The sequence below is a fragment of the Pseudomonas sp. CNPSo 3701 genome, assembly GCF_028674975.1.
In the GTDB taxonomy this organism is placed as follows: Bacteria; Pseudomonadota; Gammaproteobacteria; order Pseudomonadales; family Pseudomonadaceae; genus Aquipseudomonas; species Aquipseudomonas straminea.
The window spans coordinates 86138-104925 of record NZ_JAQZSI010000008.1 but is presented as its reverse complement, the minus strand read 5'-3'; the positions used below and the strand labels follow the sequence as shown (position 1 = coordinate 104925).

Below are 18788 nucleotides of genomic sequence, written 5' to 3'. Positions count from 1 at the left end.
CGACTGGATACAAGGTTACCCGTTATCCGGGATTGGGGCACCGTTCCTGTGCACAACCGTTGAAACGAAGAAGCCCGGCACTGGGCCGGGCTTCTTTTCACGGGTGAATCCTCACGGATGCGCCGTCAGGTCATGCCCAGCCAGTTCGGCAGGGCCATGGACACGGCCGGGATATAGGTGATGATCATCAGGAAGCTGAGCAGCAGCATCAGCCACGGCATGGCGGCGCGGATCACCGCGGTCAGCGACATCCCCGTCACCGCCGAGGTGACGAACAGGTTCAGCCCCACCGGCGGCGTGATCAGGCCGATCTCCATGTTCACCACCATGATGATGCCCAGGTGGATCGGGTCGATGCCCAGCTGCATGGCGATCGGGAACAGGATCGGCGCCAGGATCAGGATGATCGCCGACGGCTCCATGAAGGCACCGGCCACCAGCAGCACGATGTTCACCACCAGCAGGAACTGCCAGGGCTGCAGACCGAGTTCCACCACCCAGGCGGTGATGGCCTGCGGGATCTGCTCGGTGGTCAGCACGTGAGCGAACAGCATGGCGTTGGCGATGATGAACATCAGCATGATGGTCAGCTTGCCGGACTCCAGCAGCACCTTCGGGCAATCACGGACCTTCAGATCCTTGTACACGAACAGAGCGACGAAGCCGGCGTACACCGCCGCCACGGCCGCGGCCTCGGTCGGAGTGAACATGCCGGTGTAGATACCGCCGAGGATGATCACCATCAGCAGCAGACCCCAGAACGCCTCGCGGGCGGCGCGCAGCCACTCGCGGAAGCTGGCGCGTGGCAGGGCTGGCAATTTCTTGATGCGCGCGACGATATAGATCGCCACCATCAGTACCAGGCCCAGCAGCAGGCCTGGTATCACGCCGGCCATGAACAGCTTGCCCACCGACTGCTCAGTGGCGGCGGCGTACACCACCATCACGATCGACGGCGGAATCAGGATGCCCAGAGTACCGGCGTTACAGACGATGCCGGCGCCGAACGCCTGCGGGTAACCGGAACGCACCATGCCGGCGATGGCGATGGAGCCCACGGCCGCTACGGTGGCCGGCGAGGAGCCGGACAGCGCGGCGAACAGCATGCACGCCAGTACCGCACCGATGGCCAGGCCGCCACGGATGTGACCGACGCAGGCGTTGGCGAAGTCGATCAGGCGCTTGGCCACGCCACCGGTGGTCATGAAGGCGCCGGACAGCAGGAAGAACGGGATCGCCAGCAGGGTGTAGTGCTCGGAGGTTTCGAACAGCTTGATCGCCAGCGAGCGCACCGAGTCGGGGCTGAACAGCATGATGGTGATCGAGCCGGCCAGGCCGAGCGACGCGGCGATTGGCACGCCGATGAACATCAGCAGGAACAGCAGCAGGAAGAGGAACAGGACGGTCATTATTTGGCCTCCTCATGCTCGTTGATTTTCAGCGCGTCGGCGGCTTCGTCAGCCAGGCCGAGGCCGGTTTGTTCGTTGCGCAGGATGCGCACGAGAATCTCGGTGAAACGGATGAACACCATGGCGTATCCGAACGGCACGATCATGCCGATATGCCATTGCTTGATGCCGTAGTGGCCGAGGTCTTCGGCGCCGATACCGGCCTTGAGCAGGGTGCTGACCCAGTCGAAGCTGCCGACGGCGATCAGGCCGGCGTAGCCCAGGCAGCACAAGCAGGCGATCACGCCAATGATGCGCTGTACGCCGCGCGGGGCGAGCTTGACCAATGCGTCGACGCCGATGTGGCCGGCGGTGCGCACGCCGTACGCCAGGCCGAAGAAGATCAGCCAGCCGAACAGGGCCTTGGTCAATGCACTGCTCCAGGTCATGCCCTGGGCCAGGTCGAGAATGAAGTCGCCGATTCCCAGCAGGGTTTCGTTGCCACTGAAGGTGTCACCGAGCCAGTAGAAGACGGTGTACAGGTTGTTGAGGATCACGTAGACGAACGTGATCAGCGTCATGGCTGCCAGAAGGAAAGCGATGAAGCCTTCCTCGAAGTGCTCCCAGACGCGCCGCAAGGCGTTCATGGATGATTCTCCCGAATGGAAAGGGCGTAGGGTGGGGCGCAAGCCGCCCCACCGCGTGCAACAGGAACTGATGCCCGTCGCGGGCATCGTGGTGGGTCAGCGCTGCAGTGCGCCGCCCACCCTACGGCTCTCCGGCCTTATTGCTTGTTGGCGTCCTGCGCGGCTTTGATCAGGTCAGCGCCGATCTCGCCTTCGAACTTCTTCCACACCGGCTGCATGGCGGTGCGCCATTCGTTGCGCTGCTCGGGCGTCAGGGTCAGGATTTCGGTGGTGCCGGCTTCCTGAATGCGCTTCTTGTCGCCTTCGTTGAGGGCGTCAGCCTGCTTGTTCACCTCGACGGTGACCTCGGCGACGATCTTGCTCAGTTCGTCGCGCACGTCAGCCGGCAGACCGTCCCAGAACTTGGTGTTGGTGATCAGCATGTAGTCCAGCAGACCATGGTTGGACTCGGTGATGTACTTCTGCACTTCGTGCATCTTCTGGCTGTAGATGTTCGAGTACGGGTTCTCGGCACCGTTGACCACGCCAGTCTGCAGGCCCTGGTAAACCTCGGCGAAGCTCATCTTGCGCGGGTTGGCGCGCACGGCCTTGAACTGCTCTTCCAGTACGGCAGATGCCTGTACGCGGAATTTCAGACCACGGGCGTCTTTAGGCTCAAGCAGCGGCTTGTTGGCCGACAGCTGCTTCAGGCCGTTGTGCCAGTAGGCCAGGCCGGTGATGCCCTTGTCGGTCATGGAGGTCAGCAGCTTCTGACCGGCTGGGCCTTTCTGGAAGCGATCAACTGCAGCCATGTCGTCGAACAGGAACGGCAGATCGAATACCTGCAGTTGCTTGGTGTACTGCTCGAACTTGGCCAGGGACGGGGCGATGATCTGCACGTCACCGAGCAGCAGCGCTTCCATTTCCTTACCGTCACCGAACAGCGACGAGTTCGGGTAGACCTCGACCTTTACCTTGCCCGGCAGACGCTCTTCGGCGAGCTTCTTGAACAGCATGGCGCCCTGGCCTTTCGGCGTGTGCTCGGCAACGACGTGGGAAAACTTGATGGTGATCGGGTCGGCCGCGTGGGCCAGGCCGGCGATGCTCAGCGACAGGGCGCACGCGAGCGCCTTGGCAGTGAATTTGAACATACGATGCTTCCTCTTGTTGTTGGGTATCGTGTTGGGGCGCCGAGGCGCGAAACGAGCAAACAAGAGCAAGTCGAGGATTGCCGCTGGTGCGGCGGATCGGTTGGCAGCGATTTGACCTGGACTTGTACTTGTTTTTCGCTTGATGAGCAGGTTAGCAAGCGTTGTGCCACTCTGCATGAGAAGTGCGCAGTACAGCTTTGCGCCACGCGCAAAGCCTTACCATTCATGGCGCTGTCGATAATCCCGAAATTGCGCTGCAAACCTGTTACAGCGCGCGTAGTTGCGGATTGCGGCGAGTGACGAATTGAATCGGCAAAAATCCGCTTATCAGTCGATATCCTCTGGCGAGCTTCCGCCAGCATCCGCGAAATTCAGGCCGTGCTTGCGCAGTTTGTCGTGCAGGGTCTTGCGCGGCACGCCCAAGGCTTCGGCCAGGCTGCGCAGGGAGCTGTGGTTGCGGGTCAGCTCGGCAGCGATCAGTGCGCGCTCGAAGGCTTCCACCTGTTCACTGAGGCTGCCGGTCAGCGGGGCGCTTTGCAGCTGATTGTCGATGCTCTGCTCCAGGCCCAGATCCAGCCCGAGCGCGAAGCGCTCACCGGCGTTCTGCAGCTCACGCACATTGCCCGGCCACGAATGGCGCAGCAGCATGGCGCGTTGTCCGGGTTGCAGTTCCCGTTGCGGCAGGCCGTGGCGGGCGCTGGCGGTATTGGCGAAATGCTGGAACAGCACCAGGATATCCTCGCCGCGTTCGCGCAGCGGCGGGATGCGCAGCGGCGCGACGTTGAGACGGTAATACAGGTCGGCGCGGAAGCGCCCCTGGTCGGCGGCGGTACGCAGGTCTTCCTTGGTGGCGGCGATCACGCGGATATCCAGTGGGATCAGCTGGTTGCCGCCAAGGCGTTCGACCACGCGCTCCTGCAGCAGGCGCAGCAGCTTGACCTGCACGTCCAGGCTCATGCTCTCGATTTCGTCGAGAAACAGCGTGCCGCCGTTGGCGAATTCGAACTTGCCGATACGACGCTTCTGGGCACCGGTGAAGGCACCGGGCTCGTGGCCGAACAGCTCGCTTTCCACCACGGACTCGGCCAGGGCGCCGGCGTTGATCGCCACGAAGGGACCGTCGCGGCGGCTGGACAGATCGTGCAGGGCGCGGGCCACGACTTCCTTGCCGGCGCCGGTCTCACCAAGGATCAGTACGTCGGTGCTGATCCCGGCCAGGGAGCCGATCTGCTCACGCAGGCGCTGAATGGCCGGCGAATTGCCGACCAGCCGGCCGGACAGTTGCTGGCGGTCGGCCAGGGCCAGGCGCAGGCTGCGGTTATCGAGCACTAGGCGGCGCAGGGCCAGGGCACGGCGCACGCTTTCCAGCAGGTCTTCGCTGGCGAAGGGTTTCTCAAGGAAGTCGTAGGCACCGGCGCGCATGGCCTGTACGGCCAGGGGCACGTCGCCGTGACCGGTGATCAGCAGCACCGGCAGGTCCGGATCCTGTTCGTGCAGCTGCTTGAGCAATTCCAGGCCATCGACACCGGGCATGCGGATATCGCTGACCACCACGCCGGGCCAGTCGCGCTCGATGCGTTCGGCCAGGCCCTTGGCATCGGCCAGGGTGGCGACCTTGAGGCCGGCCAGGTCCAGGGTCTGGCTGAGGGCCTGGCGCAGGTGCGGGTCGTCGTCGATCAGCAGAACCTGGGTGTTGGCGTCGATGGTGCTCATACGGTGATGTCCTCGGGCGGCTGGATGTTCACGCCGTTGTCGGCGGTGCGCAGGCGCAGGATCAGGTGCGCGCCGCCTTTGGGATGGTTGGCGAACAGCAATTCGCCGCCCAGGGCGCGCATCAGGGTGTCACAGATCGCCAGGCCCAGGCCGAGGCCCTGGGCGCTGGTCTTGGTGGTGAAGAAAGGTTCGCGGGCGTGGGCCAAGGCGCTTTCCGAAAAGCCGGGGCCGTTGTCGCGCAGGTGTAGCTCGAGCAGATCGCCCTGCAGCTCGGTGCTGATCCAGATACGCCGTGGCTGCGGGCGCTCGGCCAGGGCATCCAGGGCATTGGCCAGCAGGTTGCTGAGCACCTGGCGCAGGCGCGTTTCGCCAGCCTGCACCCACAGTGTGGCGTCGGGCAGGTCACGGATCAGTTCGACGTCCATGGCCCGCCGGCGTTTTGCCAGCAGTGCCAGGGCATCGTCGATGGCCGGCTGCAGGGCCACGCTTTCCGGTGCGTGGCGGTCGCGGCGGGCGAAGGCGCGCAGATGGGCGATGATCGAGGCCATGCGCGCGGTGAGCTGGCTGATCAGCTTGAGGTTGCCGCGGGCGTCCTCGGTGCGTTCGTGGTCGAGCAGCACGCCGGCGTTTTCGGCGTAGCTGCGGATGGCCGCCAGGGGCTGGTTGAGTTCGTGGCTGATGCTCGCACTCATGGTGCCCAGGGCGGTCAGCTTGCTGGCCTGGACCAGTTCGTCCTGGGCCTGCACCAATTCCTGCTGGGCCTGCTCGCGCTCCAGCACTTCCTGCTTGAGGCGGCTGTTGAGGCGCTCCAGATCCTGGGTACGCTCCTGTACGCGCTGTTCCAGCTCCTGGCGGGCACGGGTGTCGAGGGCGATGCGGTCCAGGTAGTGTCGCCGGCGCTGCATCAACAGGCCGAGCAGCAGGATCAGTAGCAGCAGGGTGCCGCCGCCAATGGTCACCACGGTGCGCACCGCGCGGTCGAGCACCAGCCGCGGGGCAAGGATGCTGACGCTCCAGCCTGTTTCATCGAGCACCCGGCTCTGGGTCAGCCAGGCCTCGGGGTCCAGTTGCAGGGGCGGTGGTGCCTGGGTCGGGTAGGGCTGGATGGCGGCGATGGAAGCGCGCTCGGCCTTGTCCAGCGGTCGGCTGGCGTGAAAGCGCCAATCGGGTCGCGAAGTCAGGATCACCACGCCATTGCCGTCTGTCACCAGCAGCTGTTCCGGGGTGTTGCCCCACAGGCTTTCGGTGTGATCGAGGTCGACCTTGATGACCATCACGCCAATCTTGCGCTCGCCGTCGTACACCGCCGAGGCGAAGTAGTAGCCGCGCTTGCCGGAGGTGGTGCCGAGGCCGAAGAAGCGCCCCAATCGCCCTGCCAGGGCCTCCTGGAAGTAGGGGCGGAAGGCGAAGTTGCCGCGCACGAAGGTGTCCTGCTGATCCCAGTTGGAGGCAGCCAGGGTTTCGCCCTGGGGGCTCATCAGGTAAATGACGTCGGCGCCGGTCTGCTGGCGCACGCGCTTGAGCAGCTGGTTGGCGGCGGCCTGGGCCGCTTCGTCGCCCGGCGTGGCTAGCACGGTGCGCAGGCCTGGCAGGTCACCGAGAATAGGCGGCAGCACTTCGTAGCGTCGCAGGGTGCCCAGCAGGTTGGCGACGTAGAGGTCGAGGGTCTGCCGATTCTGCTCGGTGAGCTCGGTGCGGTAGTAGCGCTCGGCCGCGAACTGCAGCGGCCACAGCAGCGGCGCCAGCAGCAGGGCCAAAAGAGCCAGGCTACGCCAGCGGGGGCGTTTGGGCATGGTGGTGGGAATCGTGTTCATCGAGTGGGCGCCGGAAAGACCGTGCCATTATGACCGCATACGCCCGGCGCCAGATAGCCCGGCGGGACTGCCGTACCCGGGTATCGCTGCGCTCGACCCGGGCTGCAGGCGGCGTCAGCGCGGGGCGTTCAGGCACTCGAGCAGGCCGTCGTGCCAGTCCGGCAGGCGCACGCCCCAGTCGCGCTCCAGGCGCGAGCAATCGAGCCGCGAGTTGAGCGGGCGCCTGGCAGGCGTCGGGTACTCGGTGGTGGCGATGGGCTTGAGCTGCGCAACGGTTTTGCCTTGCGCCTGCAGCTGCGCGGCGATGGCCTCGGCAAAGCCGAACCAGGACGTTTCACCGCGTGCGCTGAAGTGATAGATGCCCCAGATCGCGGTCTGCTGCTGTTGCCAGCGCTCGATCAACTGCACCGTCGCGGCGGCGATGCTGCCGGCCCAGGTCGGTGCGCCGACCTGGTCGGCCACCACGCTGAGCTGCTCGCGCTCCTGCAGCAGGCGCTGCATGGTTAGCAGGAAGTTGCGCCCATGCAGCGAATACACCCAACTGGTGCGCAGGATCAGATGCTTGCCGCCCACCGCGGCAATGGCCTGTTCACCGGCCAGCTTGCTGCGGCCATAGACGCCCAGAGGATTTGGTGCATCGTCCTCGTCGTAGGCGCTGGCTTTGTTGCCGTCGAACACGTAATCGGTGGAGTAGTGGATCAGCGGTACGTCCAGCGCCGCAGCTTCCTCGGCGAGTACGCCGGGCGCGGTAGCATTGATGGCGAAGGCAGCCTCCGGCTCGCTCTCCGCAGCATCGACCGCGGTATGGGCAGCAGCATTGATGATCAGCTCTGGCTGCAGGCGGCGAACCGCTTCACGCAGGTTATCGATGTCTGCGAGGTCGAGCTGTTCGCGGCCTAGCACAATCAATTCGTGACCTTGACTGAGCAACAACTGCAACTCGCGGCTGACCTGGCCGTTCTGGCCGAGCAGAAGGATCTTCATGGGAACACGTCCGCTTCGTCGAAGCGCAGGCTCTGCTGGTCCTTGGCCGACAGCCTGGGCTCACCTTGCAGGGGCCAGTCGATGGCCAGTTTCGGGTCGTCCCAGCGAATGCAGCGCTCAAAGGCCGGGGCGTAATAGTCGGTGGTCTTGTAGAGGAACTCGGCGAACTCGCTGAGCACCACGAAGCCGTGGGCAAAGCCTTCGGGCACCCACATCTGCCGTTTGTTGTCGGCGGACAGGTGGGTGCCAACCCACTGGCCGAAGGTTGGCGACTGACGGCGCAGATCCACGGCGACGTCATACACCTCGCCGGCGGTGACGCGCACCAGCTTGCCCTGGGCCTGCTCGACCTGATAGTGCAGCCCGCGCAGCACGCCCTGTTGCGAGCGCGAGTGGTTGTCCTGCACGAAGTTCGGGTTCAGGCCGGTAGCTTCGCTGAAGGCGCGGGCATTGAAACTCTCGTAGAAGAAGCCGCGCTCATCACCGAACACCATGGGTTCGAGTATCAGAACATCGGGGATGGCGGTTTGAATAATGTGCATCAGTTGTCCTTGGCGAGGCTGAATAGGTACTGACCATAGCCGGTCTTGCCGAACGCCTTGGCCTGGCGCAGCAGGCAGTCACGGTCGATCCAGCCCTGCCCGTAGGCGATCTCTTCCAGGCAGGCGACTTTCAGACCCTGGCGGTGCTCGATGGTTTGCACGTACTGCGAGGCTTCCAGCAGGCTGTCGTGGGTGCCGGTGTCGAGCCAGGCGAAGCCGCGGCCAAAGCGCTCCACGCGCAAATCGCCGCGCTGCAGGTAGGCATTGTTGACGTCGGTGATCTCCAGCTCGCCGCGCGGCGAGGGCTTGACCGCCTTGGCGATCTCGATCACATCGTTGTCGTAGAAGTACAGGCCGGTGACGGCATAGCTGGAGCGTGGCTGGGCCGGCTTTTCCTCGATGGAAATCGCCTGGCCCTGGGCGTCGAATTCCACCACGCCAAAGCGCTCGGGGTCGCGCACCCAGTAGCCGAATACCGTGGCGCCCTTGTCGGCAGCGGCGGCGCGCAGCAGTTTTTCGGTGAAGTGCTGACCGTGGAAGATGTTGTCACCGAGGATCAGGCACACCGAGTCATCGCCGATGAACTCTTCGCCAATGATAAAGGCGCGCGCCAGGCCGTCCGGCTCCGGCTGTTCGGCATAGCTCAGTTGCAGGCCGAACTGGCTGCCATCACCGAGCAGCTTCTTGAACTGTGGCAGGTCATGGGGCGTGGAAATCACCAGGATTTCGCGGATGCCGGCGAGCATCAGCACCGACAGCGGGTAGTAGATCATCGGCTTGTCGTAGATCGGCAGCAGCTGCTTGGACAGGCCCAGGGTGATCGGGTGCAAGCGGGTGCCGGAGCCGCCGGCGAGAATGATGCCTTTCATGCTTGTTGCTCCCTGGGGGCGCCGAGCCGTTCGCGCTGATAGCTGCCGTCCTGTACGCGGCGGCACCAGTCGAGGTTGTCCAGGTACCAGCGCACGGTCTTGCGCAGGCCGCTGGGGAAGGTTTCCGCCGGCGTCCAGCCCAGCTCGCGCTCGATCTTGCTGGCGTCGATGGCGTAGCGCAGGTCGTGGCCGGGGCGGTCGGTGACGAAGGTGACCTGCTCGCGGTAGGAGCCCGCCGCACGCGGTTGCAGCTCGTCGAGCAGGTCGCAGATGGCATGCACCACGTCGAGGTTCTTCTGCTCGTTGTGGCCGCCGATATTGTAGGTCTCGCCGACCGCGCCACGGCTCACCACCTGCAACAGGGCGCGGGCGTGGTCCTCGACGAACAGCCAGTCGCGTACCTGCTGGCCGTTGCCGTACACCGGCAGCGCCTTGCCATCCAGGGCGTTGAGGATCACCAGCGGGATCAGCTTCTCCGGGAAGTGATACGGGCCGTAGTTGTTCGAACAGTTGGTCAGCAGCACCGGCAGGCCGTAGGTGCGTTGCCAGGCGCGCACCAGATGGTCCGAGGCCGCTTTGCTCGCCGAGTAGGGGGAGCTGGGTGCGTAGGGCGTGGTTTCGGTGAACAGGTCGTCGACGCCGTGCAGGTCGCCATACACCTCGTCGGTGGAAATATGGTGGAAGCGAAACGCCTGGCGACGTGGCTCGTCCAGCTTCGACCAGTAGGCGCGGGTGGCCTCGAGCAGCGCATAGGTGCCGACGATGTTGGTCTGGATGAATGCCGCCGGGCCATCGATGGAGCGGTCGACATGGGACTCGGCCGCCAGGTGCATGATGGCGTCGGGCTGGAAGCTCTCCAGCGCCTCGCTTACCGCAGGCTGGTCGCCGATATCGGCCTGCAGGAAGCGATAGCGCGGGTCTTTCTCGACTTCGCGCAGCGATTCCAGGTTGCCGGCATAGGTCAGCTTGTCGAGGTTGAGCACCTCATGATCGGTATCGTTGATCAGGTGACGGATCAAAGCTGAGCCGATAAAGCCGGCGCCGCCGGTAACGAGAATGCGCATGTGAACAGTGCCCAGCCATTAAAAGAGTGAAGTATGCCCGCCCGAGCACTTTTGCGTACAGCGCTCCAGCCCTGACGTTAATCCTGCAACGTCAGGGCTGGCGGCTTACAGCCGTGCGCTGGAAAAGGTGTCGCAGGCGCTTACCTTGCCGGTGTCGAACCCGGTGGTGAACCAGTGCACGCGCTGCGCCGAGGTACCGTGGGTGAAGGAGTCCGGCACCACGTGGCCGCGCGCCTGTTGCTGCAGGCGATCATCGCCGATGGCATTGGCAGCGTTCAGGGCTTCTTCCAGGTCACCGGGTTCGAGCCAGTCGAGGCGCTGCTGGGCGTGATGCGCCCAGATGCCGGCCAGGCAGTCGGCCTGCAATTCCTGGCGTACCAGCAGGCCGTTGGCGCCCTCCAGGTTCTCGCCGCGCTGGCGCGCTGCATCGACCTTGGCGGAGACACCCAGCAGCGTCTGCACATGGTGGCCGACCTCATGGGCGATCACATAGGCCTGGGCGAAATCGCCGGCCGCGCCATAGCGCTGTTCCAGGTCACGAAAGAAACTCAGGTCCAGATAGACCTGCCGATCGCCCGGGCAGTAGAAGGGGCCGACCGCCGAGCTGGCGAAGCCGCAGGCGGAATTCACCCCGCCGTCGAACAGCACCAGTTTCGGGTCCTGGTACTGGCGACTGTTGGTCTGGAAGATGGCGCGCCAGGTGTCTTCGGTGTCGCCGAGTACCGCGCGCACGAACTCCGACTGCTCGTCGTTGGCAGCGGGGCGATCCGCCTGGGTCGTCGTGTAGCCGCCTGATTGCCCGGTCAGTTGGCCGAGAATCTGCAGCGGATCCTGGCCCATCAACAAGCCCACCACCACCACGATGGCGATGCCGCCGAGACTCAGGCCACGCCCGCCGCCAAAGCGCATGCCGCCACCGCCGCCGCGGGCATCCACCACGTTGTCACTACGGCGAGCTCGTTTCCAGCGCATGGCGATATCCTTTCAATGGGGGCGAATCAGTTGCCCGGGTAACTACTGACCACGCTTTCGCCACCTTGTGCGTCCAATCCAATCACCTGATAGGCATCGCGAATGTTGCCGCGCTCCATGCCTGGCGAACCGGTGGGCATGCCGGGGGCGGCGATGCCGAGCAAGTCGGGTCGTTCGCGCAGTTTTAGGATATCGGCGGCCGGCACATGACCTTCGACGAATTTGTCGTCGATCACCGCGGTGTGACAGGAGCCCAGGCGCTCGGGCACGCCGAGGCGCTGCTTGACGGCGTGCATGTCGGTCTCGATATGGTCGTTGACCTGAAAACCGTTGGCCTGCAGGTGGCTGATCCAGCCCTTGCAGCAGCCGCAGTTGGCATCACGGTGCACATCGATGCTCAGTGGCTCGGCAGCCTGGGCGAAGCCGGCCAACAGGCCGGCGACAAGAAGCAGTGGGCGCATGACGTAAATCCTCCTGGAAGATTTCGCGAGCATAGCGCCCTCAAGGGATTATCTGCCTATTCGATGGGCTCGTAGGGCAGCCCCACGTAGTTCTCGGCGATGCTGGTGCGCCCGGCTTCGGAGCCGACGAAGTAATCCAGCTCGGTCTGGCGCATGCGCGCGGTGAAGGCGTCGGTATCCGGGAAGTTGTGCAGCAGGCTGGTCATCCACCAGGAGAAGCGCTCGGCCTTCCAGATGCGCCGCAGACAGATCGCCGAGTAGCGCTCCAGCAGGTCAGTGCGGCCTTCGCCGTACACCTTGAGCAGGATGCGGTACAGGGTACTGACGTCGCTGGCGGCGAGGTTGAGACCCTTGGCGCCGGTGGGCGGCACGATATGGGCGGCGTCGCCGAGCAGGAACAGCTTGCCGTACTGCATGGGCTCGACCACGAAGCTGCGCAGCGGCGCGATGCTTTTCTCGATGGATGGCCCGGTGGCCAGATTGGCCGCCGTGTCGGCCGGCAGGCGCGATTTCAGCTCATCCCAGAAACGCTCGTCGGACCAGTCCTGCACCTGCTCGTCGAGGCCGACCTGCACGTAATAGCGGGTGCGCGTCGGCGAGCGCATGCTGCACAGGGCGAAGCCGCGTGGGTGGCTGGCGTAGATCAGCTCCTCGGCCACCGGCGGGGTGTCGGCCAGTACGCCGAGCCAACCGAACGGGTAGACGCGCTCGAATACCTTGAGGGTGTCGGCGGGGATCGATTGCCGGGACACGCCATGGTAGCCGTCGCAACCGGCGATGTAATCGCAATCCAGGCGGTGCGCCTGGCCATCTTTCTGGTAGGTGACGTAAGGCGCGCCATCCTTGAGGTCGTGCAGCTGTACATCGCTGACCTCGTAGTGGGTCACGCCGCCACTCGCTGCGCGGGCCTCCATCAGGTCGCGGGTGACTTCGGTCTGGCCGTAGATCATCACCGTCTTGCCGCCGGTCAGGCCCTTGAGGTCGATCCGCTCGCGGCGGCCGTCGAAGGCCAGCTCGAAGCCATCGTGCACCAGCCCTTCGCGATCCATGCGCGCACCGACGCCCGCCTCGCGCAGCAGGTCGACCATGCCTTGCTCCAATACGCCGGCACGGATGCGGCCGAGCACGTAGTCGGGGCTCTGGCGTTCGAGAATCACGGTATCGATACCGGCGTTGTGCAGCAGTTGACCGAGCAGCAGGCCGGAGGGGCCGGCCCCGATGATGGCGACGGAGGTTTTCATGGTGTCCTCGATATTGTTGTGTGGACCTTTGTGCTTGTATTTTTGATTGGCGTGGGCTGGCGGATAAGGCAAATTCACGTCGTTTACTTGGACTTTCATAAACTCTGTTCGCCTATCGGCCACTTTTCCAGGAGTCGTCATGAGTCAGCAGCAGGTCGGCGTACCGGCATTCAAGCTGTATGGCGATGCCCTGGAGTGGCCGACGCCCGACTTGCTGCATTGCGAGTCGATTCCCAAGCGCAGCCGCCTGCACGACTGGGTGATTGAGCCGCACCGTCATCCCGATCTGCTGCAGCTGTTGTACCTGCGCCAGGGCTCGGCGCTGATCGAGGTGGAAGGTGTGCAATCGCGCATCGACGACGTGGCGCTGCAGGTCTTGCCGCCGTTATGCGTGCACGGCTTCCAGTTTTCTGATGATGTCGACGGCTACGTGCTGACCCTGGCGGCGCCGCTGGTGGCGCAGCTGGAAGCGCAGCTCGGCGCTCAGCACCCGGTGTTCAGCACCTCGGCGCTGTATCCGGTCGGCGGCGACCGCGCCTACCTGGATGGCCTGTTCGATGCCATCGACCGCGAATACGGGCAGAGCGCGCCGGCGCGCAACCTGCTGCTGCAGTCGCTGATCGGCATGATCGCCGTGTGGCTCGGCCGCCAGGTGCTGGGGCGTCAGGCCGCTGAGCGACCGGCCCGGGGCGAGCAGCATCTGGCGGCGTTCAACCGTCTGGTGGAGCAGCATTTTCGCGAGCAGTTGTCGGTCGAGGAGTACGCCCGGCGCCTGGGCATCACTACCGCGCACCTCAACAGCATGACCCGTCGCTACGCCGGGCAGAGCGCCCAGGCTCTGGTGCATCAGCGCCAGTTGCTGGAGGCCAAGCGCCTGCTGGTGTACTCGTCGATGACCCTCAGCCAGATCGCTGATGCCCTGCAGTTTTCCGAGCCGGCGTATTTCTCGCGGTTCTTCAAACGCCTTACCGGGCTGACGCCCAGCGCCTTCCGGCAACAGCGCTGAGTGGCCTATGCTGCGCCCACGTGCCCGGAGGACCAAGCCATGCCCGTTGCTCGTCTAGTTCTCGTTGTGCAATTGCTGCTGCTCGCCGGCTTCGGCGGCGCCTACTTTCTGTGGCCCCAGGAAATGGGCGCGGTCAGCGGCATGCTGCTGATGGAGTCGTCCGCGGTCACCGACGTGCGTGCCCAGTACGGCGCCCTGCCGGTCGGCCTGGCGGTGTTTCTCGCCCTGGCCCTGTGGCGGCCCGAGCTGACCCGCCCGGCTCTGGTCCTGCTGCTGGTGCTCTACGCCAGTCTGGCGCTGGGGCGCATCGCCGGCCTGTGGCTCGATGGCGGTGCGCAGCAGACCTTCAACCTGTGGGCGATTTTGTTCGAAGTGGTGTCCGCCGGCCTGGCCGGCTGGGCACTGCAGCGATGGCGCGCGGATCGATGAAGTTACCGGATGTGCTCTTTTCAGCGGCGTGCGGTGTTTTACGATGACGCATCCCGAATACATGTTTAGCGAGATGGATATGCAGGCTTCCCAGGCGCTCGTCGATCACTTTCATTCACTCGATGATGGCGCCAAGCAGTGCTTCTTGCGTGAGTTCCAGCAGCCGCTCGATCAGTCGCTGGCGACCTTCATGCTCAGTGTCGTGACCGGTGATCGGAATGATGACGTGAGGATCGAGGCGGCGAAGATCCTGGGTCTTTATCGGGGTGATTACGATGACGCGTTCATCCGCAACGCACTTATCCAGCTCATAAATGCCGGCGACAGCGAAGATGACAGCCTGATCGTCAATTGCATCCATAGCCTGGCATTGCTCGAGCTAGGGTCTGTTGCCATTTCACGCACGGCCGCGCCGGAGCCCGTTTTGCCGCGAAGCAAGGCACGAGCCGCGAAGTTTAGCTGGCTAAATGAGTCGGCGAGAAACGCAGCGTCGCGGCAAAACGGGCCCGGCCCTTCGGGTTGCGCGGGAAATCTCGCCATGCGTCGTTGGAGGACTTGGCAAGGGAACAACCATTCCCTGCGTCCTCCGCCTAGCCTGGCGAGATTTCTCGCGGCAACGCGGCTCGCGTTGAAACGGCAACAGACCCTAGGCGCTGATGAGATCGACTTTGCCCTGTCGATCATCGAGCAGGAGCGTTATGTGCTGTTTCAGAGCGCTGCCTTTTCTCTGCTGGAGCAAAACAGACGGCTTCCAGCGGCGCGGGCCGCTATCGAGCGTCTTGTCGATAATCGAAGCTACGGCAAGGCAGCCCGCCGAGCGCTTGATCGGGTTCAGCTGGAGCACAAGTCGTGATGTACAAATCCGGACAGCGGGTGCTGGCGGCACTACGGCAGATGATCGCCTCGGGAGAGCTGGCGGCGGGCGAGCGCATCGCTGAAATCCCTACCGCCGAGCGGTTGCAGGTATCGCGCACGCCGATCCGTATCGCCTTTCGTACCCTCGAGCAGGAAGGCCTGCTGTGCAAGGCGCCGGGCCGGGGCTACACGGTGCGAGCGGTGACCGACGACGATATCGCCGGCGCCGTGGAAGTGCGCGGCGTGCTGGAGGGCCTGGCTGCACGCCAGGCCGCCGAACGCGGCCTCAGTGACGACACTCGGCAGCGCTTATACGCCTGCCTGGTGGAGGGCGATCAGCTGTTCGACAAGGGCCATGTGGTGATGGAGGAACTGGAGATCTACCACGACCTCAATAAACGCTTCCATCAGGCGATCATCGAGGCCAGTGGCAACAGCGCCATCGCCGTGGCGCTGTCGCGCAACGATCACCTGCCGTTCGCCTCGGTCAGCTCCCTGGCCGTGGATGGCAACGACATGGCGCGCGAGTACCGGCGCTTCAGCTTTGCCCACATGCAGCACCACGCCGTCTACGACGCCCTGGTCAACGGGCAGGGCGCGCGCGCCGAAGGCATCATGCGCGAGCACGCCAACGCCACCATGCGTTACGCCCGGGCGATGCAGAGCGATGAAACGGGTGAAGCCGCGATGACGATCCTGCGCGATGGCTGAGGTGCAGTGGGCGATCCGCCCGGCCCGGGAGGCGGATGCCGAAGCCATCAGCAGGGTCATCGTGCAGACCTTAAGGCTCAGCAATGCCGCGGATTATCCGTCGCAGGTGATCGAGCGAGTGGCGGCCAATTTCGATGCTGGCGGTGTGCGTGGGCTGATGAAATCACGGCAGGTGTTCGTCGCGCTCGATGACGAGCGTGTGGTTGCCACCGCCAGCCTGGCTGGGGATGTGGTGAGGTCGGTGTTCGTGCTACCAGAGATGCAGGGGCGTGGAGTGGGCAAGGCGCTGATGAGGCATATCGAAGGTGTTGCCCTGGCAGCTGGTGTGCAGCAATTGCGGGTTCCGGCCTCACTGACGGCTGTGCCGTTCTATAAGGCGCTTGGCTATGCCGTTGTGCGTAAAGTCGTCGAAGGCGATGAGCGCACTCTGGTGATGGCCCGCCAACTCGATTACGGATTTTCTTGAGCTGACCCAGTTATCTGTCCCGCACCTGTGGGAGCGGGCCATGCCGGCGAAGCGTCCGCACCCGAATTTCTTTGGGTGTCTCAGTACCTATTCACGATCCTCCTGCCGCGCTTTATCTATTTTGACCACGACTTGGCGAAAGCGGCAGTTCGCGATCTCGTGGGAGTGGCTTTAGCCGCGAGCGCTTTACGCCTGGTCAGGCAAATCGAGGCTAAAGCCTCTCCCACAAAGCTTTGCTCGCCGGCCGCTTTCTGCTTGAAGACAAAAGATCGTGAGTAGGCGCTCATATATCCAACACCAACCGCGCGCTTTTCGCCCTTGAACAGCACGGCGTGAATTGGTCGTTGGCGGCCTGCTCATCCTCGGTGAGAAACAGGTCGCGATGATCCGGCTCACCCTCCAGCACGCGGGTAAGACAGGTGCCGCAGATGCCTTGCTCGCAGGACACCGGAATCTCCACGCCGACGCCGCGCAGCACCTCCACCACGCTGACGCCTTCCGGCACCTGCAGCACCTCGCCGTTGCTGGCCAGCTGGATCTCGAAACCGCTTTTCGGCTGATCATCGGCCTCGGCGCTGAAATACTCGCGGTGCAGGTTGTCGTTGGCCCAGCCCAGATCGCGGGCGCTGCCCAGCACATGCTCCATGAAACCGCTTGGGCCGCAGACGTACAGGTGTGTCTGCGCCTGAGCCGGGCCGATAAGCGCGGCGGTGTCGGGGCGTTTGCTCGGCTCGCCGTTGTCGAAATGCAGGTGCACGCGGTTGGCGAACGGTGACTGACGCAGGCGCTCGACGAAGGCGGCTTGCGGCTCCGAGCGGGCGAAGTAGTGCAGGGTGAAATCGCCGCCGGTGTGGCTCAGGCGTTCGGCCATGCACAGGATCGGGGTAATGCCGATACCGCCGGCCATCAGCAGGTGGCGCCTGGCATCGTGCTGCAGGGGGAACAGGTTGCGCGGCTCGCTGATGCGCAGCCGCACGCCCTGCTCGAGGCCGTGCATGGCGATGGAGCCGCCGCGCGAATCGGCGCTGCGCAGCACGGCGATCTGGTAGCGGTGCCGTTCTTCGGGGTGGTTGCACAGCGAATACTGGCGGATCAGCCCGTCCGGCAGGTGCACATCGATATGGGCGCCGGCACTGAAGGCGGGCAGCGGTTCTCCGTCGGCACGGGCCAGGTCGAAGCTGAGAATGTCCTGGGCCTGGGGCTCAATGGCGGTGACGATGACGTCGATCATGGTGGCGCTCTCGTAAGGGCTGGCACGCGCCACCTGGGCGGCGCGCGACGGGCAGGGGTCAGCCGACCTGGCGGACGTCGATTTTCTGGGCGGCGAGGGCCTGCTCTTCAGCGAGCAGGCGGTCGATGATGCGTCGCGACTGCACGCCACCAGCGTCGATGTTGAGCTTGAGCAGCTGGCGCTCGGGCTGCCAGAGCAGGTTGCGCTGCTGGCGTTCGAGCATCTCCAGGTCCTCGCTGAAAATCTTGCCCTGGCCTTCACGAATGCTGTCGGTCAGTGCCTGGTCCTCGGGCTTGAAGCTGCGCGCCATGCCCCAGAAGTACCAGATCGAGGTTTCGCTCTCCGGGGTGATGAAATCGACCACGATGCTGGCCGCCTTGACCGCGGCTGGCGCCTCGTAACCGCCATGACCGGCGTGGGCCACACCGACTTCGATCATCACGTGACTGGGTGGGTTGAAGCGGCAGATCTGCCAGCGGTCCACCGGCACGTCGTCGGCCAGGCCGTTGCCGCGCAACGCCATGCGCCAGAAGGGCGGGGCCATGATGTTTTCCATATGGCGGCTGGTGATCACCTCATCGCCTTCGACCTTGGTGACCGGCGGCGCTTCGTCGATCTCCTTCTGGCCGATGCTGGAGGCGTGCACGTAGGTTTCGTGGGTCAGGTCCATCAGGTTGTCGATCATCAGGCGGTAATCGCAGTTGATATGAAACAGCCCGCCGCCGTAGGCCCAGTCGGGATTTTCCGCCCATTCCAAATGATGGATGGTGGCCGGATCGGCCAGTGCCTGATCGCCGGTCCACACCCAGATGAAGCCATAGCGCTCCACCGCCGCGAAGGCGCGAATGCCGGGAAAACCGCGCACTCGTTGGCCTGGCATCGATACGGTCTTGCCCTCGCAGCCCATCTCCAGGCCGTGATAGCCGCAGATCAGGTTGCCGTTCTCGACATAGCCGAGCGACAGAGGCGCGCCGCGGTGCGGGCAGAAATCCTCGAGGGCGACGACCCGACCTTCGGCGCCACGGTAAAAGACGATCTTTTCCCCGCAGATCTGCCGGCCCAGAGGCTTCTCGGCAATTTCGTCGGGGGTGCAGGCTACATACCAGGCATTTTTCGGGTACATGACGACCTCGGTTATTGTTGGAGTTATTGGATCCAATGGTTGGTTTTTAATCAGCCTACTGTCAAGGGTGGTTCGGAAAAATAGTTAATAAAACAAACCGTCCGATCAGCGAACGTATTCTTCAAGGCTTCCCGATTATGCA

The 18788-nt window shown here is 64.1% G+C and carries 19 protein-coding genes; 5 read left to right on the top strand and 14 right to left on the bottom strand.

The window, feature by feature from the left end:
• Window positions 1-125: 125 nt before the first annotated feature.
• The 12 genes from dctM to pobA all read right to left on the bottom strand — a co-directional run bounded on the left by dctM (window position 126) and on the right by pobA (window position 12825).
• Complete coding sequence (gene dctM / locus PVA39_RS20545; RefSeq protein ID WP_274125619.1) at window positions 126-1409, bottom strand: C4-dicarboxylate TRAP transporter large permease protein DctM; 1284 nt, start codon at window positions 1407-1409, stop codon at window positions 126-128.
• Entirely contained in the window at window positions 1409-2035 is a 627-nt protein-coding gene (locus PVA39_RS20540) for a TRAP transporter small permease (RefSeq protein ID WP_274125618.1), read from the bottom strand. Before PVA39_RS20540 ends, dctM begins: the two co-directional genes overlap by 1 nt.
• 137 nt (window positions 2036-2172) lie before the next feature.
• Window positions 2173-3165, bottom strand: a complete 993-nt coding sequence (gene dctP / locus PVA39_RS20535) for a C4-dicarboxylate TRAP substrate-binding protein DctP (protein WP_274125617.1) — start codon at window positions 3163-3165, stop codon at window positions 2173-2175.
• 327 nt (window positions 3166-3492) lie between these two features.
• Window positions 3493-4878 carry a sigma-54-dependent transcriptional regulator gene (locus PVA39_RS20530; RefSeq protein WP_274125616.1) on the bottom strand — a complete coding sequence of 462 codons (1386 nt, stop codon included), beginning with the start codon at window positions 4876-4878 and terminating at the stop codon, window positions 3493-3495.
• Window positions 4875-6692, bottom strand: coding sequence for a sensor histidine kinase (locus PVA39_RS20525; protein WP_274125615.1), 1818 nt, complete (start codon window positions 6690-6692; stop codon window positions 4875-4877). Before PVA39_RS20525 ends, PVA39_RS20530 begins: the two co-directional genes overlap by 4 nt.
• A 114-nt stretch (window positions 6693-6806) precedes the next feature.
• Window positions 6807-7676, bottom strand: coding sequence for a dTDP-4-dehydrorhamnose reductase (rfbD, locus tag PVA39_RS20520; RefSeq protein WP_274125614.1), 870 nt, complete (start codon window positions 7674-7676; stop codon window positions 6807-6809).
• Window positions 7673-8218, bottom strand: coding sequence for a dTDP-4-dehydrorhamnose 3,5-epimerase (gene rfbC / locus PVA39_RS20515; RefSeq protein WP_274125613.1), 546 nt, complete (start codon window positions 8216-8218; stop codon window positions 7673-7675). The genes rfbD and rfbC overlap by 4 nt, the downstream gene beginning before the upstream one ends.
• Window positions 8218-9087, bottom strand: coding sequence for a glucose-1-phosphate thymidylyltransferase RfbA (gene rfbA, locus PVA39_RS20510; RefSeq protein WP_274125612.1), 870 nt, complete (start codon window positions 9085-9087; stop codon window positions 8218-8220). The genes rfbC and rfbA overlap by 1 nt, the downstream gene beginning before the upstream one ends.
• Window positions 9084-10151 carry a dTDP-glucose 4,6-dehydratase gene (rfbB, locus tag PVA39_RS20505; RefSeq protein ID WP_274125611.1) on the bottom strand — a complete coding sequence of 356 codons (1068 nt, stop codon included), beginning with the start codon at window positions 10149-10151 and terminating at the stop codon, window positions 9084-9086. The genes rfbA and rfbB overlap by 4 nt, the downstream gene beginning before the upstream one ends.
• Window positions 10152-10256: 105 nt before the next feature.
• Window positions 10257-11123, bottom strand: a complete 867-nt coding sequence (ypfJ, locus tag PVA39_RS20500) for a KPN_02809 family neutral zinc metallopeptidase (RefSeq protein ID WP_274125610.1) — start codon at window positions 11121-11123, stop codon at window positions 10257-10259.
• Window positions 11124-11149: 26 nt separating this feature from the next.
• On the bottom strand, window positions 11150-11584 hold the full coding sequence (locus tag PVA39_RS20495) for a DUF411 domain-containing protein (RefSeq protein WP_274125609.1): 435 nt from the start codon (window positions 11582-11584) through the stop codon (window positions 11150-11152).
• Window positions 11585-11640: 56 nt separating this feature from the next.
• Entirely contained in the window at window positions 11641-12825 is a 1185-nt protein-coding gene (gene pobA / locus PVA39_RS20490; RefSeq protein WP_274125608.1) for a 4-hydroxybenzoate 3-monooxygenase, read from the bottom strand.
• Window positions 12826-12964: 139 nt separating this feature from the next.
• Between pobA and PVA39_RS20485 the strand changes: the two genes are divergently transcribed.
• The 5 genes from PVA39_RS20485 to PVA39_RS20465 are packed head-to-tail and all read left to right on the top strand — an operon-like array spanning window position 12965 to window position 16292.
• On the top strand, window positions 12965-13831 hold the full coding sequence (locus PVA39_RS20485; RefSeq protein WP_274125607.1) for a helix-turn-helix domain-containing protein: 867 nt from the start codon (window positions 12965-12967) through the stop codon (window positions 13829-13831).
• 39 nt (window positions 13832-13870) lie between these two features.
• Window positions 13871-14260, top strand: coding sequence for a DUF4345 domain-containing protein (locus tag PVA39_RS20480; RefSeq protein WP_274125606.1), 390 nt, complete (start codon window positions 13871-13873; stop codon window positions 14258-14260).
• Between the two features lie 43 nt (window positions 14261-14303).
• Window positions 14304-15113, top strand: a complete 810-nt coding sequence (locus PVA39_RS20475) for a hypothetical protein (RefSeq protein WP_274125605.1) — start codon at window positions 14304-14306, stop codon at window positions 15111-15113.
• A complete protein-coding gene (locus tag PVA39_RS20470) occupies window positions 15113-15826 on the top strand; it encodes a GntR family transcriptional regulator (protein WP_147177523.1) in 714 nt (237 codons plus the stop codon). The genes PVA39_RS20475 and PVA39_RS20470 overlap by 1 nt, the downstream gene beginning before the upstream one ends.
• Window positions 15819-16292, top strand: coding sequence for a GNAT family N-acetyltransferase (locus PVA39_RS20465; protein WP_274125604.1), 474 nt, complete (start codon window positions 15819-15821; stop codon window positions 16290-16292). The genes PVA39_RS20470 and PVA39_RS20465 overlap by 8 nt, the downstream gene beginning before the upstream one ends.
• Window positions 16293-16575: 283 nt before the next feature.
• Here the strand turns inward: PVA39_RS20465 and PVA39_RS20460 are convergent, their stop codons facing one another.
• Window positions 16576-17523, bottom strand: coding sequence for a PDR/VanB family oxidoreductase (locus PVA39_RS20460; protein WP_274125603.1), 948 nt, complete (start codon window positions 17521-17523; stop codon window positions 16576-16578).
• 58 nt (window positions 17524-17581) lie between these two features.
• A complete protein-coding gene (locus tag PVA39_RS20455; protein WP_274125602.1) occupies window positions 17582-18646 on the bottom strand; it encodes an aromatic ring-hydroxylating dioxygenase subunit alpha in 1065 nt (354 codons plus the stop codon).
• Between the last annotated feature and the right edge of the window lie 142 nt (window positions 18647-18788).